Origin of the sequence: Nonomuraea antimicrobica, assembly GCF_039536965.1 — a bacterium.
In the GTDB taxonomy this organism is placed as follows: Bacteria; Actinomycetota; Actinomycetes; order Streptosporangiales; family Streptosporangiaceae; genus Nonomuraea; species Nonomuraea antimicrobica.
Window position 1 is genome coordinate 26,757 of record NZ_BAAAZP010000149.1, and the last position, 26,246, is coordinate 53,002.

Below are 26,246 nucleotides of genomic sequence, written 5' to 3' on the forward strand. Positions count from 1 at the left end.
ACTTGCTGTCCAGAGTCTGGGTGAGGGCGCGGAAATCCATGTGACCGGATGGCGGGCCGACGGTTACCCTGCCGTGGTGGGCCACGTGGAAGTAGGACATTTGACGTACGTGCTGCCCGATGGGCGGCCTCTGCTCAACGACGTGTCCTTTCGCATCGGCGAAGGCGTCAAGGCGGCGCTCGTCGGGCCCAACGGCGCGGGCAAGACCACGCTGATGCGGCTGGTGGCCGGCGACCTGCAGCCGGTCGAGGGCAGCGTGGCCAGCTCCGGCGGGCTGGGCGTGATGCGGCAGTTCATCGGCAGCGTGCGCGACGGCAGCGACGTACGCGACCTGCTGCTGGGCGTCGCGCCCCCCGCGGTGCGACAGGCGGCGCGGCGGCTCGACGAGGCCGAGCTGGCGATGATGGAGCGCGACGACGAGAAGACGCAGATGCGTTACGCGCAGGCCATCAGCGACTACACCGACGCCGGCGGCTACGAGATCGAGGTGCTCTGGGACACCTGCACGGTGGCCGCCCTCGGCATCCCCTACGAGCAGGTGAAATACCGCGACGTGGCCACGCTGTCGGGCGGCGAGCAGAAACGCCTGGTCCTGGAGGCCCTGCTGCGCGGCCCCGACCAGACCCTGCTGCTCGACGAGCCCGACAACTACCTCGACGTCCCCGGCAAGGAATGGCTGGAGGCGCAGCTCAACGAGACGCCGAAGACCGTGCTGCTGGTCAGCCACGACCGCCGCCTCCTGGCCAACGCGGCCGACCGCATCATCACCGTCGAGTCCGGCAACATCTGGATCCACGGCGGCGGCTTCGCCACCTACAGCGAGGCCCGCAAGGCCCGCAACGAGCGCCTCGACGAGCTGCGCAGGCGCTGGGACGAAGAGCACGCCAAGCTCAAGGCCCTGGTCAACATGCTGAAGAACAAGGCGCGCTACAACGACGGCATGGCCCCCGCCTACCACGCCGCCCAGACCCGGCTGCGCAAGTTCGAGGAGGCCGGGCCGCCCGAGGTGTCCCCGGGCGAGCAGCACATCACGATGCGCCTGCGCGGCGGACGCACCGGCAAGCGCGCGGTCACCTGCGAGGGGCTCGAGCTGACCGGCCTCATGAGCCCGTTCGATGTGGAGGTCTGGTACGGCGAGCGCGTCGCGGTGCTCGGCTCCAACGGCTCGGGCAAGTCCCACTTCCTGCGCCTGCTGGCCGGGGAGCCGGTCGCCCACGAGGGCCTGGCCAGGCTCGGGGCCCGCGTGGTGCCCGGCCACTTCGCCCAGACGCACGCCCGGCCCGACCTGCTCGGCCGCACCCCGGTCGAGATCGTCATGACCGAGCACGCCCGGCTCAAGAACGAGGCCATGAAGACCCTGGCCCGCTACGAGCTGGCCGGGCGGGTCGCCGAGCAGCGCTTCGACACGCTGTCGGGCGGCCAGCAGGCCCGGCTGCAGATCCTGCTACTCGAGCTGTCCGGGGCCACGCTGCTGCTGCTCGACGAGCCGACCGACAACCTCGACCTGGCCAGCGCCGAGGCGTTGCAGGCGGGGATGGAGGCGTTCGACGGCACGGTGCTGGCGGTCACGCACGACCGCTGGTTCGCCGCCGACTTCGACCGCTACCTGGTCTTCGGCTCCGACGGCAGGGTCTACGAGTCGCCCGACCCGGTCTGGGACGAGACCAGGGTGGTCCGCCCGAGGTAAAGACAAGCGCCTGCGTTAAAGACTTGGTACGGCTGGCGCGTGTCCCCTGCCAGCCGTGCCCATGCTCGGGTTATCACGGCAAAGTGATCCCGCGTAGCCGAACCGTCAGCCTCCTCGCACTCGGGGCGATCTGCCTCGCCGGGTGCGCGAGCGAGGAACGACCCGTACAAGAGCTCAAGCCGCTCGCGCTCAAGGAGCAGGTCTCCACCATCGTCAAGTCCGCCGACGGGTACGCCGTCAACTGGTCGGGCGTGCTCAGCAACGCCAACCCGTGGCACTTCGGCGAGCACGTGGTGGCCACGATCGTCGGGCGCGACGCCAAGGGCACCGAGGTGCTCAAGCTGGACCAGCCGCTCGACGCGGTGCCGCCGGGTGGGTCGCTGGCCTTCACCGGTCAGGCCAGCGCCGCCCAGAAGCCGGAGAAGGTGACGATCCAGTACCGTCCGGCGCAATGGCGGCCCGCGGCCAGGATCGCCTCGGCGTTCCAGCGGTTCCCGATCTCGCGCGTACAGACAATGCGTCAAAAAGACGGCATGTATCTAATTACTGGATATGTCAGTAATCCATATCAGGTTTCGGCGAGCACTTTGGTCGTCAGCGCGTTGCTGCGCGACAAGACGGGCAAGTTGCTCGGCGGCGGCAGCACGTTCGTGGACGAGGTCGAGGCGGGCAGTCCGCCGAGGTTCATCCTGACGGTGGGCGGCCTGCCGAAGGAAGCCCAGGTCGCCAGGACCGACATCACCGCCAGGACCTGGGGATCCACCGGCCGTCCCTTCGAGGATCTGGCGCTGGCCGGAGCCGTGCCCGTCCACACCGTCAAGCCGACGAGCGAACCGTTCGCGGTGGATCGGAGCACGCAGGTCGTGTCCGAGCACAAGCAGTGATTTACCTTAATATCGGGCCGTAGGGCTCGACTGGATGAATTTTCCGCACGAAATTGCGGCACGTCGGCAGACAAGTGATGCCATCGGCGTGGAACAGGTGGAACTACTAGTTACCGATCCATTACCTTCGGTTATATGAATGACCGCGCCCTGGTCGAAGCACTCCGCGCCCGCGAACCGGGAGCACTCGCCGCGCTGTACGACGCGTACGCGGAGAGCGTCTACCGCTACTGCTGGTCCCTCCTCCTGAGCCGCGACAGCGCCCAGGTGGCGCTCCGCGACACGCTGATCGCCGCCGAGGCGCACGTGGGCGCCCTGGCCGACCCGGAAAGGCTGCGTACCTGGCTGTACGCGTTGGCCAGGGCCGAGTGCCTGCGCCGCCGGGCCACCGCGCCGCCCGGCGCCGCCGAGGTCCTGGCCCAGGCGCCGGCGCTCGACGACCCCGCCGACGCCGACCTGCGGGTCATGGCCTGGAACGCCGTGCGGAGCCTGCCCGTGGCCGAGCGGGAGGTCCTGGAGCTGGTCCACGGGCACGAGCTGCCCGCCGGCGAGCTGGCCCAGGTGCTCGCGACCCCGCCGCGCCAGATCGAGCTGCTGGTGGAGGAGGCCCGCGAGAGCCTGCGCGACGCGATCACCGCCGAGATCCTGGCCAGGAAGGGCCCGTACGACTGCCCGCGGCGGGCCCGCATCCTGGCCGGCTTCTCCGGCGAGCTGACCCAGGAGATGCGCGAGCACCTGGTCAGGCACCTGCCGCAGTGCGAGATCTGCGCCCCCCACCGCACCCGCGAGGTGTCGGCGGCCAAGGTCTACGAGCTGCTGCCGGGGGCCGCGCTGCCTGGCGCCCTGCGCGTCCGGGTGATGAGCTGCTTCGTCGACCCCGAGCTGCTGCCCTACCGCCGCTACGTGGCCAGGCGCACGGCAGCCCTGGGCGCGGCCGGGTTTCCCGTCTCCGGCGGGAGAGGGGGCCGGCGATGGCGTCGGGCGGTGGCGGGCACGCTGGCGGCGGTCGCGGCCGTGGTGGCGATCGCGGTGATCTTCGATCGGATCGGGCGGGACAACGGCGGGGTGACCGGGGTCGCGACGGCCGCGTTCCCTGCCACGGGAGAGCCGCCCGGCATCCGGCTGCCCTGGCACGACCGGCCGCAGGACGTGCCGCTGACGGTGGCGCCCATCCTCGACCACGCCACCACGCGGCCCCTGGGGGTGACGGGGACGCCGGAGCCGCCTGCCCTTCTGCCGTCCCAGGTGTGGGCCTCGCCGAGCAGCGGCCCGCCCCCGTCGGCGCCGCCCCACCTCCCGCGGCCGGGCGGCACGACGCCGGGGGAGTTCCCGACCCAGGTCACCCCGGCCGAGCCGGCGCCGTCGTGGGAGCCCACCCGGCGCCCGACCAAGCGGCCGACGCCGTGGCATCCGGGCACGCGTACGCCCTGGCCCACTCCGACACACACTCCGACACACACGTCAACGCCCTCGCCGACCCCGACGCCCACCCGGACCGCCACGCCCTTGCCGACCGCCACTCCCTCCGAGACGGTCGCTCCCACGCCGACGGAGCAGCCCTCGGTCAGCCCTTCGGCGTCGCCGGGCTGATCCCCGCCAAGAGTTCCCCAGCCCCGCCGCAGCTTCTCCCCAAGGAACCGCCGCCCGGCGACCGGTCCCCCCAAAATGAACTCCCACCTCGATTGATCACGTTACGTGAGTTAATTGCCGGGAACTGTGTGCATAGAGTAGTCATTTGTTTCCAGGGGGACCTATGCGCGCATTCCGGGCCGGCCTCCTATCGACGTGCCTGGTCGCGGTCATGTGCCCCCCGGTGGCGGCCGACCCGGACGGGCCGTCCTCGCGCGAGGTCGAGAGGGCCCGCCAGACCGTACGCGAACGGTCGCACGACCTCAGCCGCACGACGGCCGAGCTGGTCACCGCCCAGTCCAGGCTGAACGAGCTGGCCGCCGCGGTGGAGCGGCTGGTGGAGGCGTACAACGGGGAGGTCGTCCGCCTGCGGCAGGCCGAGCAGGCGCACGCGCAGGCCCAGGTCAGGCTGGCGGCGGCGGCCGTGGAGGTGGAGCGGGCCAGACAGGACGCGGCGCTGCTGGCGACCGAGAGCTACGGCGGGCTGGGCTCGTTGAAGCCGTTCATGGGCATGATCGTCGACCGGGGCGGCACGGACGGGTTCCTGCACCGCGCGGGGGTGCTCGGGCACCTGCGGGACGAGCGGGCGGCGTTCCTGCGCCGGGTGCGCGACGCCCAGGAGGTCGAGACGATCCTGCGTACCCAGGCCGAGTGGGCCCACGCCGCCCAGCAGGAAGCCTCGGAACGCGCCCGCCAGGCCAAGCTCGCCGCCGAGGCGGCGGTGGCCAGGCAGCGGCGCGACACCAGGGAGCTGGTGGCGCGCAAGGACAGCCTGGAGCGCCAGGTGGACGCGGCCCGCACCCGGGCGGAGCTGCTGGCCAGGCAGCGCGCGGCGGCGACGGCCGGACTGGTCGCGGGCGGCTCCGCGATGGGCGACCTGGCCGCGAACTGGGCGCTGACGCAGCTCGGCAAGCCGTACGTGTGGGCCGCTGCCGGCCCGCAGACCTATGACTGCTCGGGCCTGACCATGCGGGCCTGGGAACGGGCCGGGGTGGGGCTCGACCACTGGACCGGCACGCAGTGGACCTCGGGCCCACACGTGCCACTGGACCAGCTACGCCGCGGCGACCTGCTCTTCTTCGGGCACATCACCAGCGACCCCGCGACGATCCACCACGTGGGGATCTACGTCGGGCGCGGCCAGATGGTGCACGCGCCGCAGACCGGCGACGTGGTGCGGGTGGCCTCGATCTGGCGCGGGGACCTGGTGGGCGCCACCAGGCCCCGCTGAAGCGGACCCCTAATGGTGGCCCTGCTCCTTGGCCCGACGGAACGAGCGCTCGATCTCGGCCTCGGCCTCGATGCGGCCCACCCAGTTGGCGCCCTCGACGGACTTGCCCGGCTCGAGGTCCTTGTAGACCTCGAAGAAGTGCTGGATCTCCAGCCGGTCGAACTCCGACACGTGATGGATGTCCTGGATGTGGTGCATGCGAGGGTCGGTGGACGGCACGCAGAGCACCTTGTCGTCGCCGCCCTTCTCGTCGGTCATCCGGAACATCCCCACCGCCCGGCACGTGATGTAGCAGCCCGGGAACGTCGGCTCCTGCAGCAGCACGAGGGCGTCGAGCGGGTCGCCGTCCTCGCCGAGGGTGTGCTCGATGAAGCCGTAGTCGGCGGGATACTGCGTGGAGGTGAACAGGAGCCGGTCAAGCCTGATCTTTCCCGTCTCATGGTCCACTTCGTACTTGTTCCGTTGCCCCTTGGGAATCTCAACGACAACGTCGAACTCCACCGCGGTTCCTCCGCTCAGGCCCCCGGGCACCCCCGGTTGGGCATTAATGTCTCGTAAGCGAACACAGAGAAAGGGCAGGCGACGTGGCGCGGCGCGACCGGTTGGTGATGCTGACCACCCTCGCCGTGCTCCAAGCCCTGACGATCGTCACCGGCGTTTACGCCGTGACCACCGACTTCAGCCTGGGAGCGCTGACGAGCGGGTCGTCACCGACCGAGCCGACGGCGTCTCCGGCGGAAGGCTCTCCCCCCATCCCCGTGGTCACCTCAGGGCCTGTGCTGGCCCAGCTTTCGGCGACGTCAGGAGACGGACCTCTCCCGACCAAGGGTACTTTGACGAAACAGTTGGCCAGCGCGCTGGGTGACCAAGCGCTGGGCGGCCGGGTGGGGGCGGTCGTCCTCGACACGGTCACGGGTGAGCAAATCTTCGCCTCGAATCCCGGCACCGCCGTCACCCCCGCCTCAACCACCAAGATCGTCTCGTGCGCCGCGGCCCTGGCCTCGCTCGGCCCCGAGACCCGCCTGTCCACCCGTACCGTCCAGGGCGCCAAGCCGGGCACGGTGATCCTCGTCGGCGGCGGAGACCCCCTTCTGGCGGGCCCAGAGGCCAAGCAGGGGGACTATCCGAAGCAGGCGAGCCTGGCCACCCTGGCGGCCCGTACGGCGGCCACGCTCAAGTCCCAGGGCGTGCGCAAGGTCACCCTCTCGTACGACACCTCGCTCTTCACCGGCACGCCCAAGGCCCCCGGCTGGAAGCCGAACTACATCCCCGACGGCGAGGTGGCCCCCATCTACGCCCTCACCATCGACGAGGGCCGCCAGGACCCCGAGTTCCGCAGCCCCAGGGTGGCCGACCCGCCCCAGTTCGCCGCCGACGCCTTCGCCAAGCTGTTGGGCAAGCAGGGCATCTCGGTCGCCAAGTCCGTACGCCCGGCCAAGGCCCCCGCGGGCGCCGCCGAGCTGGGCAAGGTCGACTCGGCCCCCCTCTACGCCCTCGTCGAGCACACGCTCACCCGCAGCGACAACGACCTCGCCGAGGCCCTGATCAGGCACGTCGCGATCAAGGAGGGCCAGGAGGCGTCGTTCGCGGGCGCCACCAAGGCCGTGGTCGAAGTGCTGCGGCGCCTCGGGGTCACCCAGGACATCGCGCTCTCCGACGGCAGCGGCCTGTCGATCCGCAACCGCATCAGCCCGGAGGCGCTGGCCAGGACGCTCGCCCTGGCCAGCGCCGCGAACCGCCCCGACCTGCACGCCGTCGCCACCGGCATGCCGATCGCCGGCTTCTCCGGCACGCTGGGCAACGGCCGGCGCTTCACCGGCAGCGACAGCAGAGACCAGGTCGGCCTCGTACGCGCCAAGACCGGCACGCTCAACAACATCAACACGCTGGCCGGCATGGCGACCACGAAGGACGGGCGGCTGGTCACGTTCGCGTTCATGGCCGACCGGGTGCCGGTCAACGCCGAGCCCGTGCTCGACCGGCTGGCCGCCATCGTCGCGCGTTCTTGACGCCGGTCCTTCGCGGCCCCGGCGAGAACCACGTACGGTGGACGTTATGCAGGTGATCGACTGGGATCTGGCCGTCACGACCGGCACGCGCCTGGTGCGCCCCGGCCCTCAGGTGAGCCGGGAGGAGGCCAGAGCGGCCGTCACCGAGCTCCGCACCCTGTCGCGTGAGGCCGAGGGCCACGTGCGCCAGTTCACCAAGATCCATACGGAGACCGCGCCGCAGCCCGCGACCATCGTCGACCGGCCCGGCTGGATCAAGGCCAACGTCGAGGGCTTCCGCGTGGTGCTCGAGCCGCTCACGCAGCGCATGGGCAGCGGCCCCAACCAGCCGCCGGCCATCGTCACGGCCGTGGGCTCGCGCATCACGGGCGTCGAGGTCGGGGCCGTGCTGGCCTTCCTCGCCTCCCGCGTGCTCGGGCAGTACGAGCTGTTCCTCCCCCCCGACCCCACGGGGCAGGAGGCGGCCGGGCGGCTGACCCTCGTCGCGCCCAACATCGTCCACGCCGAGCGCGAGATGGGCGTCCACCCCCACGACTTCCGCCTGTGGGTCTGCCTCCACGAGGAGACGCACCGGGTGCAGTTCACGGGCGTGACGTGGCTGCGCGAATACGTGCGCTCGCAGATGACCGAGTTCCTGCTCGCCTCCGACCTCGACCTGCCCACCCTGCTCGAACGCCTGCGCAACGCCGCCGACACGGTGGCCGACGTGGTGCGCGGCGGCGAGGGCAACCTGATCGACGCCATCCAGTCGCCGGGCCAGAAGGAGATCCTCGACCGCCTGACCGCCGTGATGACCCTCGTGGAGGGCCACGGCGACTACGTCATGGACGCGGTGGGCCCGTCCGTGGTGCCCTCGGTGGCCGACATCCGCGCCAAGTTCGCCCAGCGCCGCGAGGGCGGCTCCCGCCTCGACCGCACGGTGCGGCGGCTGCTGGGCATCGAGGTCAAGATGAAGCAGTACGCGGAGGGGTCGGCGTTCGTGCGGACCGTGGTCGACCGCGTGGGCATGGACGGCTTCAACAAGGTCTGGACGTCACCGGAGACCCTGCCGACGACCCCCGAGATCGCCGACCCGGACGCCTGGGTCCGCCGCGTGATCGGCACCCCCGCCCTCCCCGCCTGACCACCCGCCCGACCACCAGCCCGACCACGGCGCCTCGATCGCTCAGGTCCGCGACAGGGGCCGCGTGTTGGCGGTGGGGTGGGGTGAGCCGCGACAATGGCACCCGTGGGCCCTCAGCCAGCCGTAGCCGACGTCCGCCGCGCCGTGCGGGAGGCGCTGGCCGACGTCCCCGAGGGCGCGCTGGTGCTGGCCGCCTGCAGCGGCGGGGCCGACTCGCTGGCCCTGGCCGCCGCGCTGGCCTTCGTCGCGCCCCGCATGCGCCTGCGTGCCGGGCTCCTGACCGTCGACCACCAGCTCCAGCCCGGCTCGGACCAGCGGGCCCAGACCGTGGCCGCCCTGGCGACCGAGCTGGGCCTGACCCCGGCCGAGGTGCTCACCGTCACGGTGGGCACGGCGGGCGGCCCAGAGGCGGCGGCGCGCGAGGCCAGGTACACGGCGCTCGCGCGGGCCGCCGACCGGCTGCGAGCGGAGGTCGTGCTGCTCGGCCACACCCGTGACGACCAGGCCGAGACCGTGCTGCTCGGCCTGGCCAGGGGCAGCGGCCCGCGGTCGCTGTCGGGCATGGCGCCCGTCGCCGGCCGCTACCGGCGGCCGCTGCTCGGCCTCCCCCGGTCCACCACCGTGGCCGCCTGCCGGGCCCAGGGGCTCACCCCGTGGGACGACCCGCACAACGAGGACTCCCGTTACACGAGAGTGCGCGTGCGCGGGAAGGTGCTCCCCGTGCTGGAGGAGGAGCTCGGCCCCGGAGTGGCCGAGGCGCTCGCGAGAACGGCCGCGCTGGCGCGACAGGACGCGGACGCCCTCGATCAGTGGGCCGAATCGGCGTACCAGGATTGCGCTCTTAGCGATATCGGCGCGTCGGTACGGCTGTCGGTGGCCGAAGTGGAGAAGCTGCCCGACGCCGTCAGGCGGCGGGTGCTGCGGCGTGCGGCGATCGTCGCCGGTGCGCCGTCCGGAGCCCTGTCCGCAGGCCACGTACTGGCCGTGGACCGGCTGGTCACGCACTGGCACGGGCAGAAAGCCGTGGACCTGCCCGGGGGTCTGTCCGCGATCCGCCGGTATGGCACCCTGATATTCGCCATCAGTCCCATCCCGTAAGGAACCACAGGTGGACGCTGCCGACATGGGCAATGACCTGGAAAAAGTGCTCATTCCCGAGGACGAGCTCCAGGCCAAGATCAAAGAGCTTGCCGGGCGGATAGACGAGGATTACGCGGGCGAGGAGCTCCTGCTCGTGGGCGTGCTGAAGGGCGCCGTCATGGTGATGGCCGACCTGGCCAGGGCGTTGCACGTGCCGGTGCAGATGGACTGGATGGCGGTGTCGTCGTACGGCGCGGGCACCAAGTCGTCCGGTGTCGTACGCGTGTTGAAAGACCTCGACACCGACATCCTGAATCGTCACGTGCTGATCGTCGAGGACATCATCGACTCCGGCCTGACCCTGCACTGGCTGCTGGAAAACCTGAAGTCGCGCAATCCCGCGTCCCTGGAGATCTGCACCGCGCTGCGGAAACCCGACGCGGTGAAGGTGCCGATCGACGTCAAATACGTGGGCTTCGACATTCCCAGCGAGTTCGTCATCGGTTATGGGCTCGACTATGCCGAGCGATACCGCAACCTGCCCTTCATCGGCACGCTCGCCCCGCACGTTTACAAGTAGCTTCTCCCCGCCATGGCCGGGAACATCGCGCATCGTGACGTACGTTGATAGGGCAAGACCGGTGTAGCGGGCGGGTCCCTCCGTGCGCTGTGCCGGTGTACCTTCAGACTCCGGGAGGGTGACCGCGCGTCCCCTTCGGGTAGTCAGAAGTCGCGGTCGGATGCCGCGGCCCCGGGCGTGCCCGGGGTTCCAGGCCATGGTCAGGAAGGGACGGGCCCGCAAGGGGTTCCGCATCGGATGGATCTCAAGCGATTTACACGTGGGCCACTGCTGTGGATCCTGGGCATCGTCGTGCTGCTCCTCCTCGTCACCCAGTTGTGGAGTGGCGGCGGAAACTATAAGTCGGCCGACACGTCCTTGGTCCTTCAGCAGATTCGCGCCGGAAACGTCAGCAACGCCAAGATTGTCGACAAGGACAACCGGATCGAGGTGACGCTGGTCAACCCGGTCCCGGTCAAGCCCGGCGACACCCCGACCAAGCTCATCCAGTCCGACTGGGTCACGGGCTACGGCAGCAAGCTGACCGATGAGCTGCAGGCTCAGGTCGACGCGGGCAAGACCAAGAGCTTCACGACCGAGGTGCCGCAGGAAAACGTCCTGCTGAGCCTGCTCGTGAGCCTCCTGCCGATCGTCATCATCGTGCTGATCTTCCTGTTCATCATGAACCAGATGCAGGGCGGCGGCTCGCGGGTGATGAACTTCGGCAAGTCGAAGGCCAAGCTCATCACGAAAGACACCCCCAAGACCACCTTCGCCGACGTCGCGGGCGCCGACGAGGCCATCGAGGAGCTCCAGGAGATCAAGGAGTTCCTGCAGGCCCCGGCCAAGTTCCAGGCGATCGGCGCCAAGATCCCCAAGGGCGTGCTGCTCTACGGCCCGCCCGGCACAGGCAAGACGCTGCTGGCCCGTGCCGTCGCCGGTGAGGCCGGTGTGCCGTTCTACTCGATCTCCGGTTCCGACTTCGTCGAGATGTTCGTCGGCGTCGGCGCCTCGCGCGTTCGCGACCTGTTCGAGCAGGCGAAGGCCAACGCCCCGGCGATCATCTTCATCGACGAGATCGATGCCGTCGGCCGCCACCGCGGGGCCGGCCTGGGCGGCGGTCACGACGAGCGCGAGCAGACGCTCAACCAGTTGCTCGTCGAGATGGACGGCTTCGACGTCAAGGGCGGCGTGATCCTCATCGCCGCGACCAACCGGCCCGACATCCTCGACCCGGCGCTGCTGCGTCCCGGCCGGTTCGACCGGCAGGTCACCGTCGACCGTCCCGACCTCGAGGGCCGCAAGGGCATCCTCAAGGTGCACGGCCGCGGCAAGCCGTTCTCACCCGACGTCGACCTCGACGTGATCGCCCGCCGCACCCCCGGGTTCACCGGCGCCGACCTGGCCAACGTGATCAACGAGGCGGCCCTGCTCACCGCGCGGGCCGACCAGAAGCTGATCACGATGGACGTCCTCGAGGAGGCGATCGACCGTGTCATGGCAGGGCCCGAGCGCAAGACGCGGGTCATGTCCGACAAGGAGAAGAAGATGATCGCCTACCACGAGGGCGGTCACGCGCTGGTGGCGCACGCGCTGCCGAACTCCGACCCGGTCCACAAGATCACGATCCTGTCCCGTGGGCGCGCGCTCGGCTACACGATGACGCTGCCGATGGAGGACAAGTTCCTGGCCACCAGGTCGGAGATGATGGACCAGCTCGCGATGCTGCTCGGCGGTCGCGCGGCGGAGGAGCTCGTCTTCCACGAGCCCACCACCGGCGCCTCCAACGACATCGAGAAGGCCACGGCCGTCGCCCGCCGCATGGTGACCGAATACGGCATGAGCGAGCAGCTCGGCGCCCGTAAGTTCGGCTCCGGGCAGGCCGAGGTCTTTTTGGGCCGCGAGATGGGCCACGAGCGCGACTACTCCGAGAAGATCGCCTCCACGATTGACGAGGAGGTCCGCCGGATGATCGAGACGGCGCACGACCAGGCCTGGGACATCCTGGTCGAATACCGCGACGTGCTCGACAACCTGGTGCTGGAGCTCATGGAGAAGGAGACCCTCTCCCGCGATCAGGTGCTGCAGATCTTCGCCCCGGTGGTCATCAAGGCGCACCGCCCGTCCTACGCGGGCTACGGCAAGCGGCTGCCCTCCGACCGTCCGCCGATCCTGACGCCGAAGGAGCAGTCGGCCAACGGCTCGCTCACCTCGGGTCACCAGGACGCGCTGCCGTCAGGGGACAGTGCGTGACACAGCACGACGTCGACTTCGGGCGGATCGAGAAGGCCGTACGCGAGATCCTCTACGCCATCGGCGAGGATCCCGACCGTGACGGCCTGATCGAGACCCCCGCCCGGGTCGCCCGCGCCATGGCCGAGCAGTATTCCGGGCTCGGCCAGGCGCCGGAAGACGTGCTCAACAAGGTCTTCGACGTCGATCACGACGAGATGGTGCTCGTCCGCGACATCGAGGTCTACTCCAACTGCGAGCACCACCTCGTCCCGTTCCACGGGCTGGCCCACGTGGGCTACATCCCCAACGAGAAGGGCCAGATCACCGGCTTGTCCAAGCTGGCCCGCCTGGTCGACATCTTCGCCCGTCGCCCCCAGGTGCAGGAGCGCATGACCTCCCAGATCGCCGACTCGCTCATGCGGGTCCTGGAGCCCCGCGGGGTCATCGTGGTCGTCGAGGCCGAGCACCTGTGCATGACGATGCGCGGCGTACGCAAGCCGGGCGCCAAGACGGTCACCTCGGCCGTCCGCGGCGACTTCCGCACCAGCGACAAGACCCGCTCCGAGGCCATGGCGCTCATCCTGGCCGGCCGCTGAAGAGCCCCGTCCACGTGCCCGCCGAAGACCGAACGGGGTACCCACGATGTCAGCAGGTGTGGGGAAGCGCCTAGGCTTGGCCCATGACTAGCGTGCCCATCAACGCGCCGGGAGGTGCGGAGCGGTGCCTCGTCATGGGCGTGGTCAATGTGACGCCCGACTCGTTCTCCGACGGCGGGCTGTGGTTCGACCCGGCGATCGCCATCCAGCACGGGCTTGACCTGGTGCGGGAGGGCGCCGACCTGGTCGACGTGGGCGGCGAGTCCACCCGTCCCGGCGCGGCCAGGGTGTCTCTGGAGGAAGAGCTGGCCAGGGTCGTCCCGGTGATCAGGGCGCTGCACGCCGAGGGGGTGCCGGTCAGCGTCGACACCATGCGCGCCGAGGTCGCCAAGGCCGCCGTCGAGGCGGGCGCGCGGCTCGTCAACGACGTGAGCGGCGGCCTGGCCGACCCCGAGATGCCCCGCGTGGTGGCCGCGACCGGCGTTCCCTACGTCGTGATGCACTGGCGCGGGCACAGCCACGACATGTACTCTCGCGCGGTCTACGCCGACGTGGTCACCGAGGTGTGTGAAGAGCTGGCCAAGCGGGTCGACCTGGTGCTGGCCGAAGGCGTCGCGGAGGAGCAGATCGTGCTCGACCCCGGCCTCGGCTTCGCCAAGAACGCCGAGCACAACTGGGCCCTGATGGCCGGCATCCCGCGCCTGGCCGAGCTGGGCTATCCCCTGCTCATCGGGGCTTCCCGCAAACGTTTCCTGGGCCGGCTGCTGGCCGGTCCCGACGGCACGCCGCGGCCGTTCAGCCGCAGCGACGACGCCACGCTCGCCGTGACCGCGCTGGCCGCGCACGCCGGAGCCTGGTGCGTACGCGTGCACGAAGTAGGTCCCAACGCCGATGCCGTGCGCGTGGCCGCCGCATGGAAGAGAGCCGGAGCTGGCACATGAGCGTCGACACCGCCGCCATCGAGACGGTCAACCAGGAGTTCTACGCCGCGATCGAGAGCGGTGATCTCGACAAGATGACCGAGATCTGGGCCGAAGACTCCGCGGACGACCAGGTGAGCTGCGTCCATCCGGGCTGGACGATGCTGACCGGCCGGTCCGAGGTGCTGCGGTCGTGGGCCCTGATCATGGCCAACACCACCTACATCCAGTTCGTGCTGACCGACGTCAGCACTACCGTGCTGGGTGACGTGGCGGTCCTCACCTGTGTGGAGAACATCCTGACCGCGGGGGAGGAGGGTGAGGCCAGCTTCGCCGCGGGCAAGGTGGTGGCCAGCAACGTCTACATCCGCACCCCGCAGGGCTGGCGGCTGTGGATGCACCACGGCTCGCCGGTGCTCCAGGGAGACGACGAAGAGGAGGAGGACAGCGAGCTTGAGCCTTGATCGCATCGCTCTCAAGGGCCTGCGCGCCCGCGGCCGGCACGGTGTGCTCGCCGCCGAGCGGGAGCTGGGCCAGGAGTTCGTGGTGGACGCGACGCTGTTCCTCGACACCGCCCCGGCCGCGGCCGGCGACGACCTGACCAAGACCGTCCACTACGGGGAGCTGGCGCAGGCGCTGACCGAGGTGGTGGCGGGCGAGCCGGTCGAGCTGATCGAGACGCTCGCGCAGCGCCTGGCCGACGTGTGCCTGGCCAGCGAGCTGGTGCACAAGGTCGAGGTGAGCGTGCACAAGCCGGCGGCGCCGATCCCGCTGCCGTTCGACGACGTGATCGTGACCATCGAGCGGAGCCGCGCATGAAGGTCGTGCTCTCTCTCGGCAGCAACCTGGGCCACCGCTTCCGTACGCTGCAGGAGGCCGTGGACACCCTGTTCGACGCCCCCGGGCTCGAGTTCGTCAAGGCGTCGCCCGTCTACGAGACCGAACCGGTGGGCGGGCCCGGCGGGCAGCGTCCCTACCTCAACGCGATCGTGGTCGCCGAGACCACGCTGGAGCCGCGTACGCTGCTGGAGCGGGTGCAGGGCGTGGAAAACGCCTTCGGCCGCGTACGCGTGGAGCACTGGGGGCCGCGTACCCTCGACATCGACCTGATCGTGGTGGGCGAGACCGTCTGCGACGACCCCGACCTCACGCTGCCGCACCCCCGGTGCCACGAGCGCGCGTTCGTGCTCGTGCCCTGGTCGATGGCCGACCCCGAGGGCGTGGTGCCCGGGCGCGGTCTGGTGTCGGAGTTGCTGGAGGGGCTCGACAGGCATGGGATACACCTGCGCCCCGACCTGAAGCTGCAGAGGCCCGATTGAAGCCCACCCACCCCGGCCCCCTGGTCGGCATCCTCGTCGTCGTGGCCCTGCTGACCTGGGCGGCGATCAGGCCGGTCTACTCGGGTCTGCCGGTCATGCCGTGGACCGCGATCCCCACGGTGCTGCTGCTGGCCCTCGGCGAGGCGTACAGCGGCTGGGCGACCAAGGCGAGGATCGCGCGCAAGCCGCACACCAAGCCGGTGGAGCCGCTGTCGGTGGCCCGGCTGGCGGCGCTGGCGAAGGCGTCGGCGTACGCGGGGGCGCTGTTCGGCGGCATCTTCGCCGGGTTCGCCCTCTACACGGTGCAGATGCTCGACAGGGCGACGCCGCGTGGCGAGTTCTTCGTGGCGGCGGGCTCGTTCGTGTCGTGTGTCGCGCTGGTCTGCGCCGCCCTCTACCTGGAGCACTCCTGCCGCATCCCCAAGGGGCGCGACGAGCACGACGAGCGCGACGAGCGCGACTAGCGCCCGTCTCGCTCCCTGTCAGCCGTGCCCCGAGCTGATGGACCCGCCGACTTCCGTGTCCCGTGTTCGCCGCACGGGGGTGCGGCGGCCGAAGAGGTAGATGACGGGGGCCGTGCAGATGAGGGGGCCGATGATGGCGATCGGCCGCTCCAGCCACCATTTGAGGTCGGGCGGGATCTTGTCGCCCAGGGTGCCGAACAACCACCACGAAAGTCCCAGCGAGATCGCCATCCCGGTGGTGTGGAACAGGAACAGCGGCAGTGAGTACCGGTTGATGAAGTCGTTCGCCCGGCCCCAGCGCGGACGCGCCAGCACCCGTTCCATGGCCGGGCGCAGCACCTCCACCAGCCCGATCTGGAACAGCAGCAGCGCCACGATCACGAACGTGGGCGGCGCCATGTTCGACCACTTGTCACCGGGCACCCCGACCATCGAGCCCGGGTAGATGCCCGAGTAGACGAGCCCGATCAGGGCGAACAACCCCGTCCACAGCAGGGCGAAGTCGTAGCGCCTGGGCAGCGCAACGACCCGGTCGTAGAAGAACCCGGCCTGGTGGGCCAGCCCCCATACGATGATCATGTTGAACCAGCCGACCCCCTCGATGCCGTACCGGAAACGTACGACGTCGACCACCAGGGCCGCGCCGGCGAGCCAGATCAGGGCCAGCACGTCGTAGCGCCGGTGCAGCCACAGCGCGACCGGCAGCAACGCGATCAGCATCAGGTAGACGGCCAGGAACCACAGCGGGCTGAGCACCAGCACCACCACCCGCCACATCCAGTCCACGTGGAACGTGGACGTCACCACCGCACCGATGATGATCCACACCCCGCACAGGAACAGTGCCGGTAATGCCAGCGCCCGCATGCGCCGCAGCACGAACGCCCCGATGCCCACGCCGCTCTCCTTGGCCCGCTGCCAGGACAGCAGGTGCACGTGCCCGCCGACGTAGAAGAACAGCGGCAGCACCTGCAGCAGCCAGGTCAGGATCCACAGCCCGGAGGTGAAGCCCAGCGGGCTGGTGGCCTCGGGGCCGTGCGGCTTCCACTGCAGGATCGTGAAGGCCCAGTGCCACACCACCACGACGATCAGGCTCAGTGCTCGCAGCCAGTCGACGTATTTGTCGCGTTCCCCCGCTTTCACCGGTCGATGTCCCCCACCACGAAGAACATGGAGCCCAGAATGGCCACCATGTCGGCCACGAGGTGCCCGGGGAGCATCTCGCGCAGTACCTGGACGTTGCTGTAGGAAGCCGAGCGCAGCTTGAGCCGCCACGGCGTTTTGTCCCCCTTGGAGACCAGATAGTAGCCGTTGATGCCGAGTGGGTTCTCCGTCCACGCGTACGTGTGGCCCTCCGGCACCTTGAGCACCTTCGGCAGCCGCTGGTTGATCGGGCCGGGCGGCAGCGAGCGCAGCCGTTCGACGCAGGCGTCGGCCAGGTCGAGCGAGACCTTGAGCTGGTCGAGCAGGACCGCGAAGCGGGCGTGGCAGTCGCCGGCGTCGCGCGTGACGACCGTCACCGGCAGCTCGGGATAGGCCAGGTACGGATCGTCGCGCCGCAGGTCGAAGTCCACTCCGGAGGCGCGGGCGATGGGGCCGCTGACGCCGTACTGCATGATCTGCTCACGGGTGAGCACGCCCACCCCCTTGGTGCGGGCGATGAAGATCTCGTTGTGCAGGATGAGGTTCTCGATGTCGGGCACCCTGCGCCGGGTCTCCGCGACGGTCTCCGACACCCGGTCGAGCCAGCCGAGCGGCAGGTCCTCCTTGAGCCCGCCCACCCGGTTGAACATGTAGTGCATGCGCCCGCCGGAGATCTCCTCCATGACGGCCTGGACGCGCTCGCGTTCGTTGAAGGCGTAGAACAGCGGCGTCATCGCGCCCAGTTCGAGCGGGTAGGAGCCGAGGAACATCAGGTGGTTGAGCACCCGGTTGAGCTCGGCCAGCAGCGTACGCGCCCACACGGCCCGCACCGGCGGCTCCATGCCCAGCAGCCGCTCGGCGGCGATGACCACGCCCAGCTCGTTCGCGAAGCCGGAGAGCCAGTCGTGCCGGTTGGCGAGCATGATGATCTGACGGTAGTCACGCACCTCGAACAACTTCTCCGCGCCCCGGTGCATGTAGCCGATGATCGGCTCGGCGGTGGCGATGCGCTCGCCGTCGAGCGTCAGCCGGAGCCTGAGCACCCCGTGGGTGGACGGGTGCTGGGGGCCGATGTTGAGAATCATGTCCTCGGTGGCCAGCTCTTTCGCGCCCGCGCCGATTCCGACCACACGTTCCGTCATATGGCAATGCTGCCACCGCCGGCGGTGGCGAGCCAGCGCGGGGGATGGTCAAGAGATGGTAGGGAAACGCATCCCGAAGCCGGACACGGGGAGTAATAGCCGGGAACGGGGGAGAAAACACCATGAAGAGAGTTGTTTATGATGTCGCGGGTTTGATCGCGCGGATCGCGACGGGCGTGATCTTCGTGGCCCACGGCTGGCAGAAGTGGCAGGGCGGTCAGAGCGTCACCTCGCAGGACTTCAGGGACATGGGGATCCCGATGCCCGAGCTGACCGCCGGGTACACGACCCTCGTCGAGGTCGTGGGCGGCGTCCTGCTGATCCTGGGGTTGCTGGTGCGCCCGGTGGCGCTGTTGTTGCTGCTGGCCATGGTCGGTGCGATCGCTTTCGTGCACGGGGGCAAGGGCGTCATGGTCGAGAACGGCGGCTGGGAGCTGACCGGGGCGCTGGGCGCGCTCTGCCTGCTGTTCCTGGCGTTGGGCGGCGGGCGCATCGGGGTGGACGGCATTTTCGCCCGGATGTTCCGCAGGCGTTCCGAACGGCGGGTCGCCGCGGGGGAGGAGCCGGTCGTGTACCCACCGGGCGCGTACGTGCCGGGCGGGACCGCTGCGGGCGGCACGGCGGTGGGAGACGACACGACCGCCGGGGCCACGACGCACGGGAGGCGGCCGGACGTGCCCAGGCAGCCCGCCGCGCCCACCTCCCGCAGGCTCGACGACGAGGACATGAGGGAGATCGACGCCCTCGTCGCCGACGAGCCGCCCCAGCACCACAAGCCGCCGAACCGCTGAGCCGCCCAACCGCTGAGCTGCCGAACCGCTGAGCCGCTGAGCCGCTGAGCCGCTGAGCCGGCCACCGTCCCGGGTTGTCAGCGGGCGACCAGGTCCCGCAGCGCCTCGATGAGCCGGTCCACGTGCTCCTGCGTGCTGCCGATGCCGATCGAGGCCCGTACCGCGGAGGCGGTGTCGTCATCACAGCCGCCGTCGGAGGCGCCCAGCAGGTGCCGGACGAACGGGTGCGCGCAGAACTTCCCGTCGCGCACCCCGATCCCGTGCTCGCCGGACAGCACCTCGGCCACCTCACGGGCGGAGTACCCGGCCACGGTGAACGACACGATGCCGACCCGCGGGTGATCGTCCCCCCACAGGGACAGCTCGCGTACGCCCGCGATCGAGGCCAGGCCCGAGCGCAGGCGGTCGATCAGCCGCTCCTCCTCGCATACCAACTCGGTCCAGCCGGTGGCGGTCAGCGCGTCGCAGGCGGCGGCCAGGGCGATGGCGCCCAGCACGTTGGGGGTGCCCGCCTCGTGCCGCGGCTCGGGGTCGTCGTGCCACTCGACGTCCTCGCCGACCGAGCGGACCGCCCCGCCCCCCTTGAGGTACGGCTCCCCGCCGGCCAGCCAGTCACGCCGCCCGACCAGCGCGCCCGCGCCGAAGGGGGCGTACAGCTTGTGCCCGGAGAAGGCCACGTAGTCGAGGTCGAGCGCGGTCAGGTTGACCGGCCGATGCGGTACGAGCTGCGCCGCGTCCACCAGGATGCGGGCCCCGTGCCGGTGCGCGATGTGGGCCAGGGCGGCGATGGGCCACAGCTCGCCGGTGACGTTCGAGGCGGCGGTGACGACGAGCAGCTTGGGCCCGTCGATCCCGGCCAGCGCCTCGTCGGCGGCGCGTACGGCCTCGCCGGGGAAGGCGGGCGGCGCCAGGCGGACCGCGTCCGGCCAGGGCAGCAGGGAGGCGTGGTGCTCGGTGTCGAAGACCACGGTGGTGGTGCCCGCGGGCAGGCAGCCGGCCAGCAGGTTCGTGGCGTCGGTGGTGTTGCGGGTGAAGATCACGGCGTCGTCGGGGCGGGCGCCGACGAACGCCCTGACCGTGTGGCGGGCCTGCTCGTACCGGGCGGTGGTGAGCTGCGAGGCGTAGCCGGCGCCGCGGTGGACGCTGGAGTAGGCCGGAAGCGCGGCGGTGACGGCGGCGCTGACCGGCTCCAGACAGGGCGCGCTGGCGGCGTAGTCGAGGTTGGCGTACCCGACCAGCCGGCCGCCCTTGACCGGCACCTCGAGGTCGGCGCCCAGCACGGCGGGGATCGGCCGGCTCGTCGCGGACGCGGGCGCGTCCGCCTCGGCGGAAGAGGTGGAGTTGAAGATCGTCAGCGTGGACACGGCGAAGCTCCTTGGGTCATCGGACCCCAGGAAGTGCCACGGAGCCCGCGCTTGCCCGCCACACCTCGTGGCGGACCTGGTCTTCACCCGGGGCACCCCGCCGCGGACGCGAGGGTTGCCGGCCAGCTAGCCGGGGCTTGACGCTGGCGCTCATGACCTACGAGCGGACTATACCAAGAACAAACCTCCGCATAACACTCCCACCCCGAAGTCGCTCGTGACGGATGTCACGGCGGCGGTCCGCTCCACGGGTTCTGGTGGATGCCGCGGCGGCGCCAGGAGTCCGCTCATGGGAATCGCCCGTGGACTGTCGGTACCGCAGGTCGCCTGCCGATCGGCGCTCCCGCAGGAATCATGATTTTTCGCGAACTAATGAGGCCCTTGGCTCGTTGCTACCGGGAAACCCCCGTCAGCCCCGAGTCATGGAGGTACCCCCGATGCTGGACTGGGTGGCCGACCCACAGATCTGGATCGGCTTCTTCACCCTGGTCGCCCTGGAGATCGTGCTGGGGATCGACAACATCATCTTCATCTCCATCCTCGCCGGAAAGCTGCCACCGGAACAGCGGGACCGGGCACGGGTGCTCGGTCTGGCCGCGGCCCTGATCAGCCGCCTGCTCCTGCTGCTGGGCCTGTCCTGGGTGGTGCAGCTCACCGAGCCGCTGTTCGAGGTGCTCGGTCACGAGATATCGGGACGCGACCTGATCCTGCTGCTCGGCGGCCTGTTCCTGCTGGGCAAGAGCGTCACGGAGATCCACCACAGCATGGAGGCCCCGCACGGCAAGAACGGCAGGAACGCCGCCGCCGCCTCCTTCGCCTCCGTGATCGCGCAGATCATGGTGCTGGACATCGTCTTCTCGCTCGACTCCGTCATCACCGCCGTCGGCATGGTGGACCAGCTCGGCGTGATGATCGCGGCCGTCGTGGTGTCGGTGCTGGTGATGCTGTTCGCCTCCGGGCCGATCAGCAGGTTCGTGGACACCCACCCGAGCATCAAGATGCTGGCGCTGTCGTTCCTGGTGCTGATCGGTGTGGTGCTGGTGGCCGAGGGTCTGGAGCAGCACATCCCGAAGGGCTACATCTACTTCGCGATGGCGTTCTCGGTCATCGTGGAACTGCTCAACATCCGGATGCGGGGCAGGAACGCGAAGCAGCAGCCGGAGGAGGTTCCCGAAACCAACGGAGCATCCTCCTAAGATGCGATAGTGGGCTTTGATCCTTGGAATCCGGATTTCGTGGCGTACCCGTACCGGGTGTACGACGAGTTGAGGCGTGCGGCGCCCGTCAGCTACTTCGAGCCGACGGGCCAGTGGCTGATCGCGCGCCACGCCGACGTGAACGCGCTGCTCAGAGATCGCCGGCTGGGCCGCTCGTACCTGCACGTGGCCACGCACGAGGAGTTCGGCAGGCCGCCGGAGCCGGAGTTCCAGGAGCCGTTCTGGCGCGTGATCAGGGCGGGCATGCTCGACGTGGAGCCGCCGGTGCACACCCGGTTGCGCCGGCTGGTCTCCAAGGCGTTCACGCCGCGCATGGTCGAGTCGCTGCGCCCCCGCGTCCGGGCCATCGCCGAGGGCCTGGTGGAGGCGTACGTGGCCAAGGGCGGCGGTGATCTGATCGCCGAGGTGGCCGAGCCGCTCCCGGTGACCGTCATCGCCGAGATGCTCGGCATCCCCGACCAAGACCGCCACCTGCTGCGCCCCTGGTCGGCCGACATCTGCGGCATGTACGAGCTGAACCCGGCCCCCGAAGCCCAGCACACCGCCGTACGCGCGGCGTCGGAGTTCGCCGGCTACCTCAAGTCCCTGGCCGCCCAGCGCCGCCGCGCCCCGGGTGAGGACCTGATCAGCGCGCTCACCCGCATCGACGAGCTGACCGAGGACGAACTCGTCGGCACCTGCGTGCTGCTGCTCAACGCCGGTCACGAGGCCACCGTGAACGTGACGGGCAACGGCTGGTGGTCGCTGTTCAGGAACCCGGGCGAGCTGGCCAGGCTGCGCGCCGACCGTTCCCTGCTGCCCACGGCGGTGGAGGAGCTGATGCGCTGGGACACGCCGCTGCAGATGTTCGAGCGCTGGGTGCTGGAGGACATCGAGGTGCACGGCGTACGGATCCCGCGCGGCTCGGAGGTGGCCCTGCTCTTCGGCTCGGCCAACCGGGACGAGGCGGTGTTCGAGGACCCCGACCGGCTGGACGTGGGGCGGCCCGACAACCCGCACATCTCGTTCGGCGCCGGGATCCACTTCTGCCTGGGCGCGCCGCTGGCCCGCATCGAGCTGATGGAGTCGTTCGGCGCGCTGCTGGACCGGGCGGGGACGCTGGAGCCGCGCGAGGAGCCGTCGTGGAAGCCGGGATTCGTCATCCGCGGCCTCCAGTCGCTGGACCTGACCGCCGCCGCCTGAATCCCGTGACCTGTTCCGTCGCGTCGTCCGCCCGCGGGTCCAGGCGGGCTCACTTGGTCTGGACGAGCCAGCCGAAGCCGCCCAGCCCCGACGCGTCGATCAGCTCGGCCTCCTCCGAGGCCCGCGCCAGAGCCCGGAGATAGCCGCGCGGGTCACTGCGGGCCTGGTCGAGGGGCGGACGCGCGCCGGTGAGCCCCAGCCGCCGCAGCACCTCGCGCTGTGTGGACAAGCCTGTGGATATCGCACCGGCCCGCCGCCCCGCCTCGGCGCACGCGTCGAGCGCGACGTGCGCCGTGATGTCGCAGCTCCCGTCGGGTACGGGGACCACCACCGCACCATCGCGGTAACCGGTCAGCGTGCCGTGCAGCGGCCGGTTGTCCACAGGGTGTGCATAGTCGACGGCGATCGCCCGGCCGCTGGTCAGGCTCACGAGGACCGAGGCCCACGCCTCGTCGCGCGGGCGGCCGATCTCGGCGCGGTATCCGACCCGGCACAGCGGCCACCACCGCGCCACCCACTCGCGATCGGCGGGCGGGAGGCGGTCGCCGAGGCGTTCCTCGCCCGTACGCACGTCGACCATGACCAGCCGCGGCCCGTCGAGGGTCTGCTCGGCCACGTCGAGCGGCACGTTGTCGAGCCACTCGTTGGCGATGGCCAGCCCGGTGATCTCGCCGGGCAGGGTGCTGGACCACGCGATCCGCTCGGGCAGCCCCTCCGGCCGGGGGGAGAGGTCGACGGCCGTGACGCGCAGCCGGTCGCGCAGCCGGGGCCCGGCGGCCTCCAGCACCTGGGTGACCAGCGCGCCCTCGCCCGCGCCGATGTCGACCAGGTCGAGCGCGCCGGGTTCGCCCAGCTCCGCGTCCACCTCCGCGAGCAGCGACAGCACCGCGCCGGCGAAGGCCGACGAGGCGCTGACCGAGGTGCGGAAGTGGCCCGACGGGCGTTCGCGGAGGTAGAAACCCTGGTCGCCGTACAGCGCGCGCTCCATTGCGGCGCGCCAGGTGAGCCACATGCCAGGACTATCTCATGACTTCCGAGTGACACGTATAGTCATCGCATGACTACCCTAAGTCGCCAACTTGCGGTAACGTTTACATATTGTCAGCGAGTGATTGCGTTGCGCCAACCCCCAATTGGCGGGGCCGGTCGCTCACGAGCAAAAGCACCCAGCGGCACGAGCCGCAAAACTGAGAGGAGCCCTCGTGCTGAAGAAGGTCATGGTCGTCACCGGAGCAGTCGCCATGATGTCGCTGGCCGCCCCGGCGCACGCCGACATCACCAACGGCACCGGTGGCGTGATCTCCGGCAACCAACTCCACATCCCGATCGTCGCCCCGATCAACGTCTGCGGCAACGCTGTCGCCGTCATCGGCGTCGCGGTCGCAGGCTGCAAGGGAGGCGCTGGGGCTTACGCGCCCAGCCACCACTGAGCAACGAAAGAGCCCGGGTCGGCGCAGGCCGGCCCGGGCTCCTCTCCCAGCTGGTCAGTCGGCGGGCGACCAGCCGGCGCACCTCCAAGAGGTCACATCGTGCGGGCGTCGGGTCTCGATCAGGGACTCGGCGCCCGCTGCCTTTGCGATGAACCCCTCTCCTCATCTCTTCCGACAGGGGGTGCACTCTTTGTGTGCCCTTGTCGCTTTTGTCGTTAACTCAACGCGCGGCAAAACACCAGTCACGCTCACCGCTCCGAGGGGCCGTTACGCTGTTCGGCGATGCCATACGGACGAGATGACCGCGTCAGCGAGCCGCCGCCGCATAATCGTGCCTGACCGAGACCCACGGCGGCGGTCCGCTCCGTGGGGCTCTCATTCGCGTTTACAGAGGTGAGACGTGATGGACGCAGGCGATCGCCCGGCACGGTTGGCCGTCGGTGTGCTCGGGGCGGGCAAGGTCGGCTCGGCTCTCGGCGCCGCGCTCGCGCAGGCCGGGCACCGGGTCGTGGCCGCCAGCGGGGTGTCGGACAACTCGCAGCGATGGGCGGCCGAGCGACTCGGCGTCACGCCGTCCCGGCCTGACGAGGTGGTGGCGGCGGCCCAGCTCATCCTGCTCACGGTGCCCGACGACGCGCTGCCCGACCTCGTCAACGGGCTGGCCCGCACGGGGGCCGACCTCAAGGGCAAGATGCTGGTGCACACCAGTGGGGCGTACGGGCTGTCGGTGCTCGATCCGGCGGCGCAGGCCGGGGCGTTGCCGCTCGCGCTGCACCCGGTGATGACGTTCACGGGCCGCGACGACGACCTCAACAAGCTCACCGGCATCTCCTACGGAGTCACGGCCCCAGACCTGCTGCGGCCCGTCGCCGAGGCCCTCGTGATCGAGATGGGCGGCGAGCCGGTGTGGATCGCCGACGCCGACCGCCCGCTCTACCACGCGGCCCTGGCGGGGGCGGCCAACCACATGGTCACGCTCATCGCCGAGTCGTCCGACCTGCTGCGGGGCATCGGCGTCGAGCACCCGGGCCGGATGCTGGGCCCGCTGCTCGGCGCGGCGCTCGACAACGTGCTGCGGCTCGGCATCGCGGGGCTGACCGGCCCTGTCGTACGCGGTGACGCCGGCACTGTGCGCAAGCACGTGGACGCGCTGATCCTGGCGGCCCCCGAGGCCGCCGACGCCTACATCGCGCTCGCCCGGCTCACCGCCGACCGGGCGCTGGCCGCGGGGTTGCTCAAACCGGAGGAGGCGGAGCGGCTGCTCGATGCGCTGGGGGGCAATATATGGACCTGACCGTCGCGTTCGGAGGGCAGTTATGGATCTGATCGTCGCCAGGAACCGGGAAGACCTGGTCAAGGCGCGTCGTGCTGGAACGGTGGCGCTGGTGCCGACCATGGGCGCGCTCCACGAGGGCCACATGTCGCTGATCAGGCAGGCTCGGGTCCGCGCCGACCAGGTCGTGGTGAGCGTTTTCGTCAACCCCCTGCAGTTCACCCCTAACGAGGATTTTTCACGCTATCCCCGTACATTTGACGCCGATCTGGACGCGTGCCGGACCGAGGGCGTGGACGTGGTGTTCCACCCCGCGGCCGAGGACATGTACGCGCTCGACCGCCAGGTCGGCATCTCCTCCGGCGAGATGGGCGCCAGGGTCGAGGGCGTGTTCCGGCCGGGCCACTTCGACGGCGTGCTGACGGTGGTGCTCAAGCTGTTCAACCTGGTACGTCCCGACCTGGCGGTCTTCGGCCAGAAGGACGCCCAGCAGCTCGCCCTCATCCGCCGCATGGTCACCGACCTCGACCTGCCCATCGAGATCCTGGGCGTGCCCACCGTACGCGAGCCCGACGGCCTGGCCCTGTCCAGCCGCAACCGCTACCTCTCCGAGGACGACCGGCGGGTGGCGCTGGCGCTCTCGCGGGCCCTGCGTACGGGCGCGGCCCAGTTCACTGCGGCCACGATCAGGGCGGCGGCCCAGGAGGTGCTCGACGCGGCCGGGCCCGACCTCGGCGTCGACTATCTGGCCCTGGTCGACCCGGCCACGTTCACGGAGGTCGGCGACGACTTCGGGGGCGTGGCCGTGCTCGCGGTGGCCGCGAGGGTGGGCGGCACGCGCCTGATCGACAACGTCACCCTCACCCTGAATCCCGCCTGAGGCGCCTTACCGCCGGGCGCCTTACCGCGGAGCGCTCGGCACTGAGCACCCCCGGGGCATGTTCGCGCCGCGCCAAGCGTTATCGTCA

The 26,246-nt window shown here is 70.3% G+C and carries 26 protein-coding genes and 1 riboswitch; of the genes, 21 read left to right on the top strand and 5 right to left on the bottom strand.

What is annotated here, in order from left to right:
- Nucleotides 1-76: 76 nt before the first annotated feature.
- The 4 genes from ABD844_RS36755 to ABD844_RS36770 all read left to right on the top strand — a co-directional run bounded on the left by ABD844_RS36755 (nucleotide 77) and on the right by ABD844_RS36770 (nucleotide 5,431).
- Nucleotides 77-1,687, top strand: a complete 1,611-nt coding sequence (locus ABD844_RS36755) for an ABC-F family ATP-binding cassette domain-containing protein (RefSeq protein ID WP_344888507.1) — start codon at nucleotides 77-79, stop codon at nucleotides 1,685-1,687.
- Nucleotides 1,688-1,770: 83 nt separating this feature from the next.
- Nucleotides 1,771-2,571 carry a hypothetical protein gene (locus tag ABD844_RS36760; RefSeq protein WP_344888510.1) on the top strand — a complete coding sequence of 267 codons (801 nt, stop codon included), beginning with the start codon at nucleotides 1,771-1,773 and terminating at the stop codon, nucleotides 2,569-2,571.
- 135 nt (nucleotides 2,572-2,706) lie between these two features.
- On the top strand, nucleotides 2,707-4,161 hold the full coding sequence (locus ABD844_RS36765; RefSeq protein WP_344888513.1) for an RNA polymerase sigma factor: 1,455 nt from the start codon (nucleotides 2,707-2,709) through the stop codon (nucleotides 4,159-4,161).
- 163 nt (nucleotides 4,162-4,324) lie between these two features.
- The gene (locus ABD844_RS36770; protein ID WP_344888516.1) at nucleotides 4,325-5,431 is read left to right on the top strand and encodes a C40 family peptidase; all 1,107 of its coding nucleotides are present in this window, start codon (nucleotides 4,325-4,327) and stop codon (nucleotides 5,429-5,431) included.
- Between the two features lie 9 nt (nucleotides 5,432-5,440).
- On the opposite strand, the gene ABD844_RS36775 is transcribed toward ABD844_RS36770, so the two are convergent.
- Nucleotides 5,441-5,932 carry an inorganic diphosphatase gene (locus tag ABD844_RS36775; protein WP_344888520.1) on the bottom strand — a complete coding sequence of 164 codons (492 nt, stop codon included), beginning with the start codon at nucleotides 5,930-5,932 and terminating at the stop codon, nucleotides 5,441-5,443.
- Nucleotides 5,933-6,015: 83 nt separating this feature from the next.
- On the opposite strand from ABD844_RS36775, the gene dacB reads away from it, so the two are divergent.
- The 11 genes from dacB to ABD844_RS36830 all read left to right on the top strand — a co-directional run bounded on the left by dacB (nucleotide 6,016) and on the right by ABD844_RS36830 (nucleotide 15,736).
- Entirely contained in the window at nucleotides 6,016-7,440 is a 1,425-nt protein-coding gene (gene dacB, locus ABD844_RS36780) for a D-alanyl-D-alanine carboxypeptidase/D-alanyl-D-alanine endopeptidase (protein ID WP_344888523.1), read from the top strand.
- Nucleotides 7,441-7,486: 46 nt separating this feature from the next.
- Nucleotides 7,487-8,563 carry a zinc-dependent metalloprotease gene (locus ABD844_RS36785; RefSeq protein ID WP_344888526.1) on the top strand — a complete coding sequence of 359 codons (1,077 nt, stop codon included), beginning with the start codon at nucleotides 7,487-7,489 and terminating at the stop codon, nucleotides 8,561-8,563.
- 96 nt (nucleotides 8,564-8,659) lie between these two features.
- On the top strand, nucleotides 8,660-9,661 hold the full coding sequence (gene tilS, locus ABD844_RS36790) for a tRNA lysidine(34) synthetase TilS (RefSeq protein WP_344888529.1): 1,002 nt from the start codon (nucleotides 8,660-8,662) through the stop codon (nucleotides 9,659-9,661).
- A 10-nt stretch (nucleotides 9,662-9,671) separates the two neighbouring features.
- The gene (hpt, locus tag ABD844_RS36795) at nucleotides 9,672-10,223 is read left to right on the top strand and encodes a hypoxanthine phosphoribosyltransferase (protein ID WP_344888532.1); all 552 of its coding nucleotides are present in this window, start codon (nucleotides 9,672-9,674) and stop codon (nucleotides 10,221-10,223) included.
- A gap of 237 nt (nucleotides 10,224-10,460) precedes the next feature.
- Entirely contained in the window at nucleotides 10,461-12,455 is a 1,995-nt protein-coding gene (ftsH, locus tag ABD844_RS36800) for an ATP-dependent zinc metalloprotease FtsH (RefSeq protein WP_344888535.1), read from the top strand.
- A complete protein-coding gene (gene folE, locus ABD844_RS36805) occupies nucleotides 12,452-13,033 on the top strand; it encodes a GTP cyclohydrolase I FolE (RefSeq protein WP_344888538.1) in 582 nt (193 codons plus the stop codon). The genes ftsH and folE overlap by 4 nt, the downstream gene beginning before the upstream one ends.
- An 83-nt stretch (nucleotides 13,034-13,116) precedes the next feature.
- The gene (gene folP / locus ABD844_RS36810) at nucleotides 13,117-13,974 is read left to right on the top strand and encodes a dihydropteroate synthase (protein WP_486348546.1); all 858 of its coding nucleotides are present in this window, start codon (nucleotides 13,117-13,119) and stop codon (nucleotides 13,972-13,974) included.
- Complete coding sequence (locus tag ABD844_RS36815; RefSeq protein WP_344888541.1) at nucleotides 13,971-14,417, top strand: nuclear transport factor 2 family protein; 447 nt, start codon at nucleotides 13,971-13,973, stop codon at nucleotides 14,415-14,417. The genes folP and ABD844_RS36815 overlap by 4 nt, the downstream gene beginning before the upstream one ends.
- Complete coding sequence (folB, locus tag ABD844_RS36820) at nucleotides 14,407-14,772, top strand: dihydroneopterin aldolase (protein ID WP_344888544.1); 366 nt, start codon at nucleotides 14,407-14,409, stop codon at nucleotides 14,770-14,772. Before ABD844_RS36815 ends, folB begins: the two co-directional genes overlap by 11 nt.
- Nucleotides 14,769-15,272 (top strand): 2-amino-4-hydroxy-6-hydroxymethyldihydropteridine diphosphokinase, encoded by a 504-nt coding sequence (gene folK, locus ABD844_RS36825; protein WP_344888547.1) that lies wholly within the window; start codon nucleotides 14,769-14,771, stop codon nucleotides 15,270-15,272. The genes folB and folK overlap by 4 nt, the downstream gene beginning before the upstream one ends.
- Nucleotides 15,269-15,736, top strand: a complete 468-nt coding sequence (locus tag ABD844_RS36830; RefSeq protein ID WP_344888550.1) for a DUF3180 domain-containing protein — start codon at nucleotides 15,269-15,271, stop codon at nucleotides 15,734-15,736. Before folK ends, ABD844_RS36830 begins: the two co-directional genes overlap by 4 nt.
- A gap of 18 nt (nucleotides 15,737-15,754) precedes the next feature.
- Here the strand turns inward: ABD844_RS36830 and ABD844_RS36835 are convergent, their stop codons facing one another.
- On the bottom strand, nucleotides 15,755-16,879 hold the full coding sequence (locus tag ABD844_RS36835) for an acyltransferase family protein (protein ID WP_344888553.1): 1,125 nt from the start codon (nucleotides 16,877-16,879) through the stop codon (nucleotides 15,755-15,757).
- Nucleotides 16,876-18,021, bottom strand: a complete 1,146-nt coding sequence (locus tag ABD844_RS36840) for an NADH-quinone oxidoreductase subunit D (protein ID WP_344888556.1) — start codon at nucleotides 18,019-18,021, stop codon at nucleotides 16,876-16,878. Before ABD844_RS36840 ends, ABD844_RS36835 begins: the two co-directional genes overlap by 4 nt.
- Nucleotides 18,022-18,143: 122 nt before the next feature.
- Here ABD844_RS36840 and ABD844_RS36845 point away from each other — a divergent pair, with 122 nt between their 5' ends.
- Nucleotides 18,144-18,812 carry a DoxX family protein gene (locus ABD844_RS36845; protein WP_344888559.1) on the top strand — a complete coding sequence of 223 codons (669 nt, stop codon included), beginning with the start codon at nucleotides 18,144-18,146 and terminating at the stop codon, nucleotides 18,810-18,812.
- A gap of 77 nt (nucleotides 18,813-18,889) precedes the next feature.
- Here the strand turns inward: ABD844_RS36845 and ABD844_RS36850 are convergent, their stop codons facing one another.
- Nucleotides 18,890-20,176, bottom strand: coding sequence for an aminotransferase class V-fold PLP-dependent enzyme (locus tag ABD844_RS36850; protein WP_344888562.1), 1,287 nt, complete (start codon nucleotides 20,174-20,176; stop codon nucleotides 18,890-18,892).
- A gap of 42 nt (nucleotides 20,177-20,218) precedes the next feature.
- Nucleotides 20,219-20,334, bottom strand: a riboswitch (SAM riboswitch).
- 279 nt (nucleotides 20,335-20,613) lie between these two features.
- On the opposite strand from ABD844_RS36850, the gene ABD844_RS36855 reads away from it, so the two are divergent.
- Together ABD844_RS36855 and ABD844_RS36860 are read left to right on the top strand one after the other, a co-directional pair.
- Entirely contained in the window at nucleotides 20,614-21,372 is a 759-nt protein-coding gene (locus ABD844_RS36855) for a TerC family protein (protein ID WP_344888565.1), read from the top strand.
- Between the two features lie 9 nt (nucleotides 21,373-21,381).
- Nucleotides 21,382-22,575 carry a cytochrome P450 gene (locus ABD844_RS36860; protein WP_344888568.1) on the top strand — a complete coding sequence of 398 codons (1,194 nt, stop codon included), beginning with the start codon at nucleotides 21,382-21,384 and terminating at the stop codon, nucleotides 22,573-22,575.
- A gap of 49 nt (nucleotides 22,576-22,624) precedes the next feature.
- On the opposite strand, the gene ABD844_RS36865 is transcribed toward ABD844_RS36860, so the two are convergent.
- A complete protein-coding gene (locus tag ABD844_RS36865; protein WP_344888571.1) occupies nucleotides 22,625-23,587 on the bottom strand; it encodes an SAM-dependent methyltransferase in 963 nt (320 codons plus the stop codon).
- Nucleotides 23,588-23,777: 190 nt separating this feature from the next.
- Here ABD844_RS36865 and ABD844_RS36870 point away from each other — a divergent pair, with 190 nt between their 5' ends.
- The 3 genes from ABD844_RS36870 (at nucleotide 23,778) to panC (ending at nucleotide 26,158) form a co-directional block, all read left to right on the top strand.
- Nucleotides 23,778-24,005, top strand: coding sequence for a chaplin family protein (locus ABD844_RS36870; protein WP_344888574.1), 228 nt, complete (start codon nucleotides 23,778-23,780; stop codon nucleotides 24,003-24,005).
- A gap of 403 nt (nucleotides 24,006-24,408) precedes the next feature.
- The gene (locus ABD844_RS36875) at nucleotides 24,409-25,299 is read left to right on the top strand and encodes a Rossmann-like and DUF2520 domain-containing protein (RefSeq protein ID WP_344888577.1); all 891 of its coding nucleotides are present in this window, start codon (nucleotides 24,409-24,411) and stop codon (nucleotides 25,297-25,299) included.
- A 22-nt stretch (nucleotides 25,300-25,321) separates the two neighbouring features.
- Nucleotides 25,322-26,158 carry a pantoate--beta-alanine ligase gene (gene panC / locus ABD844_RS36880; RefSeq protein WP_344888580.1) on the top strand — a complete coding sequence of 279 codons (837 nt, stop codon included), beginning with the start codon at nucleotides 25,322-25,324 and terminating at the stop codon, nucleotides 26,156-26,158.
- Nucleotides 26,159-26,246 lie beyond the last annotated feature (88 nt).